This window comes from Marinifilum caeruleilacunae (assembly GCF_013141825.1).
Classification (GTDB): Bacteria; Bacteroidota; Bacteroidia; order Bacteroidales; family Marinifilaceae; genus Marinifilum; species Marinifilum caeruleilacunae.
This window is the reverse complement of record NZ_RZNH01000075.1, coordinates 1-3,634: the sequence shown is the minus strand read 5'-3', so window position 1 is coordinate 3,634 and position 3,634 is coordinate 1. Positions and strand designations below refer to the sequence as shown.

Sequence of the window (3,634 nt, the reverse complement as noted above, 5' to 3'; positions counted from 1 at the left end):
TATAAAAGCGATGTTGTAATTACCAAAGACTTGAGAGTGGTAACATCTAGTTGGACAGAAACACTCATATATAAAAGCCCTGATGTGCTAATTGAAAAGATTGTTTCTGATACAACCATACACGCGAATGATTTCTATTAAACACATACCCCCGCCATCGCGCAAGTCCTCTCGCGTGGTAAAATGCCCTTCCCTCCTATTTAAACCAGTTCTTAATTTTCCACACATTGGCTTCGATAATTAAATAATATGTAAATTTAGTTGTAAGACACTCAACTCAAACAAAATGTCTACTGCAAATTCAAATAAGCTGTACATGAAAAGTAACGTCTTATTCCTAATTGTTGCGACTTGTTACCTATTGTCATGTTCGACTTCAAAAGAATCTGATTTAAGCTCGATTCATGATGAAAAAATGAAGGAACGTAAGGTTTATGGGATAACAATAAGGCCCAATGGAGATACCATTGTACATTCAGCACTATCTGTTAAAGTACATTTTTTCGAACGACTCGATGGAACTTTCAAAGCATTCAATAACAATAAATTAATTAAAGAATTCATCGTTGTAAATGGACAACGAAATGGAGAATCTAAAACTTATTATAGTGGAGGACAGTTAATGAAGCTGGTAACCTGGCTTAAAGGTAAGATTCATGGTCGATATGTAGAATTCCACGAAAATGGGACTAAAAAGAAAGAAGGTTTTTGGTACGAGACTAAAAAAATTGGAATATGGAAATATTGGGATGAGAATGGAAACCTTATAGAGAGCATAGATTATGGAAGTCCTCCGGTTAGCGATAGCCAATAGTACGTGGTATGCTACTCTCCTATTTAAACCAGTTCTTAATTTTCAATACACTGGCTTCTATGATTAAATAATATGTAAATTTATTTTCAAGATCTTTAGTTCTAACAAGCTTCATGATAAAAAAGAAAGGAACCTACTGTTTATGTTATTAAAAACCCAGGAGAAGATTTACTAGAATAAATTATATTTATTGCACATTACATACCATATACGGATGTAATGTGTAATGTACGTTTTAAGATAAATAAATAGGACATTGTGTTTATACGTACGTTATGGGCAATTAAGAAGAAGAACAAAAACTATTATAGATTAAAAATGAATTTAAAAAGTTTAACCTTACTGTTTTTTTCAATTACACTAATCCAATTAGCGAATGGGCAAGAAAACTTTAAATCTCTTACAATAAGTTCAGATTCGATAAAAACTAGCCCAATATTAGCAGAAATAAACAACGATTCAATTGTTATACTGGAATATAAAAAGATTAGATATGATGATATGCCAGGCGTTGTTGATGAACGGGTTGTGTACATAGATTTTCAAAAGAGGAATATTCTTAATGAAATTAATAAAGTAAAGAGTCAATTGGAAAGTATAATTAATGGTAATTCCTTTCAAAAGGTTTACAAAGCTGGTGATAAGACGTATAAGAAAATTACAGAGAAAGAGATTATAAAAACATACATTCCAATACATAAATTAAATGGCCATTACGTTGCATTTTTACCCGATTTAGAACATCCTAGAATTATTTCTGATACAGCTTTCTTTTATAAAGATGATGAAGGATTAATGCAACATTCCATTCAGGAGTTTTTTAAAGAGAATAATACTTATTCGCTACTGTATCAAGATTTCAAAGGCAAAGTTTCGAAAAAGGAAATTAAATATTATGACACTACCAAGGGAATTCTAGTCTGGAAAGAAACTCATGTTGGAGTGAATGATAATGAGTTTATAAATTTTCGACTATATATTCCATTAGATGACTTAATAAAGTATCCTTTGTTAAACATTCAGAATACAGGTGGATTAGATGACATTTATGAGAAGTTTGACAAAGTTGATTTAGAGAAAAAGTTTAAATAAAAGCCCATAACAAAAGTTAAAATTAATGGGCGGTGACGCTCAACTTGATAATACAACAAAATTTTTAAACGGTAGCGGCTCTGAAAGGCGGCGGTTGTAAATCGCCCACAAAATTTTAGCAAGACCGTTAGGCACAATTTAAAAAGATGAAATGGCTTAAAAATATAGAAGACTATACAGAGCACATATTTAGCAACAAAGAACGAGCTGCTAAAAGACATTTGAATATAACTGAAGCAGAAAAGCCTAAAGAACTATTTGACCGAGCATGCCAGTTAATATCATATGAGCTAGCTAATTTAGGATTTAAATACTCTTCTAGTCAGAATAAACTTAAGCTCGAAAGTTCAGATAAAAAGTATGCTTTGTTTGTTAAGTTTTCATCGAATAGAGATAATGTTGCGGGTCAATATGTGGAGTTGTCTTCTTTCTTCTATATTAATTCCAAAGACTTAAAGAAATTTTCAAAAAATAATCCATTGCTAAGCTATTGAAATGAAACAATGATTGGAAAAGACATTGGAACATTTGTGGAAGGCGGTGAAGGTAATTTAGTATGGAACCTTGCAGACAAACAGGAGTTTGAAAACGCAGTATCGATAATCTCAAAAGTAACAAAAGAAAGGTTAGTAAATGTTTTTGAGGATTTGCAAAATTCAAAATTGGTAGTAAATGAAATCGAAAAGGATAAATTTGAATTAAACAATCCTATGACCACTGTTCAATACCTCCTTATGGCTGACCATAAAAATGTTGCTGAGAAATATCTCTCGACTTTTTTGACTAGAAAGCCGGATAAAATATTAGAAGATTACTTGAAGGCTATTAAGAAATTTAAGATTGAGGGTGTACCTAATGAATTTATTCATGGAATGGGATATGGTCATGAAATTGCTCTGCTTGAAATTGAATATAAACTAAAAATAAAAGTGCCTAACAAAACCTAAACCGAATTAAAACGCAGTTTAGCAAAAACGTTGGTGGTAATTAAAAAGCGCATGAAGAAAACAATTTTACTTCTTTTTTTACTTCTTAGTTCTTTTTTAAGTATCGGGCAAAAGACTAACAGTGACGATAATTTGATCCCCTGGTCAAAGGATCGTAAGTTAAAGTGGTCTGATTTTCAAGGAGAAAAAGACAATAAGAATCTTAATTCAGGCACAATGAAAGCCGGATGTTGCGCTGCTATACAAGCAACTGGTTACTATGAAAATGAAATTTTAAAATATAGAGTTACCAATAATTTTGACAAATCCTTGTCTTGGACAACACATACAACTTCACTACAATTATTAGAGCATGAACAGATTCACTTTGACATAGCTGAAATATTTACTCGAAAAATTAGAAATGGTATTGAGCAGTTAATTAAAGAAAAAAAGACAACTGTAAAGGATTATTCTTTACTCATTAATGGGCTACTAAAAGAGAAAGAAATTTATAATAGCAAATATGATAAAGAAACCGACCATGGAAAATTAGTTGAAACACAAAATGAATGGAAAGTCCTAGTTGCAATTGAGTTAAAGAAACTAGAAATGTTTGAAGCGGATAATTCCAGGTAAAAGGATTAACAAAAGTGATGTTTTGCATTAAACCAGCACCACTGAAGAATTATGCGGAAACAATTAAATAATCATATGAAATTCTACCTTATTGTTCTAACAGTCTTATTTATTAGTTGTAGTACACAAAACAAAGATGTCATTTCTGAAATTAAGGCTCCAC

The 3,634-nt window shown here is 31.4% G+C and carries 5 protein-coding genes; all 5 read left to right on the top strand.

Annotated features, from left to right (window positions below; translation table 11 throughout):
• Positions 1 to 316 precede the first annotated feature (316 nt).
• Positions 317 to 814 carry a toxin-antitoxin system YwqK family antitoxin gene (locus ELS83_RS21450; RefSeq protein WP_171597590.1) on the top strand — a complete coding sequence of 166 codons (498 nt, stop codon included), beginning with the start codon at positions 317 to 319 and terminating at the stop codon, positions 812 to 814.
• Positions 815 to 1,132: 318 nt separating this feature from the next.
• Positions 1,133 to 1,906 (top strand): hypothetical protein, encoded by a 774-nt coding sequence (locus tag ELS83_RS21445; protein WP_171597589.1) that lies wholly within the window; start codon positions 1,133 to 1,135, stop codon positions 1,904 to 1,906.
• 146 nt (positions 1,907 to 2,052) lie between these two features.
• Complete coding sequence (locus tag ELS83_RS21440; RefSeq protein WP_171597588.1) at positions 2,053 to 2,400, top strand: hypothetical protein; 348 nt, start codon at positions 2,053 to 2,055, stop codon at positions 2,398 to 2,400.
• Positions 2,401 to 2,409: 9 nt separating this feature from the next.
• Positions 2,410 to 2,853, top strand: a complete 444-nt coding sequence (locus ELS83_RS21435) for a hypothetical protein (protein ID WP_171597587.1) — start codon at positions 2,410 to 2,412, stop codon at positions 2,851 to 2,853.
• Between the two features lie 51 nt (positions 2,854 to 2,904).
• Positions 2,905 to 3,471, top strand: a complete 567-nt coding sequence (locus ELS83_RS21430) for a DUF922 domain-containing protein (protein ID WP_171597586.1) — start codon at positions 2,905 to 2,907, stop codon at positions 3,469 to 3,471.
• The last annotated feature ends 163 nt before the right edge of the window (positions 3,472 to 3,634 follow it).

Excerpts from the sequence above, each read along its gene's own strand:
- ELS83_RS21445 (WP_171597589.1), top strand. The coding sequence starts at position 1,133 with ATGAATTTAAAAAGTTTAACCTTACTGTTTTTTTCAATTACACTAATC.
- ELS83_RS21435 (WP_171597587.1), top strand. The coding sequence starts at position 2,410 with ATGATTGGAAAAGACATTGGAACATTTGTGGAAGGCGGTGAAGGTAAT.
- ELS83_RS21430 (WP_171597586.1), top strand. The coding sequence starts at position 2,905 with ATGAAGAAAACAATTTTACTTCTTTTTTTACTTCTTAGTTCTTTTTTA.
- ELS83_RS21440 (WP_171597588.1), top strand. The coding sequence starts at position 2,053 with ATGAAATGGCTTAAAAATATAGAAGACTATACAGAGCACATATTTAGC.
- ELS83_RS21450 (WP_171597590.1), top strand. The coding sequence starts at position 317 with ATGAAAAGTAACGTCTTATTCCTAATTGTTGCGACTTGTTACCTATTG.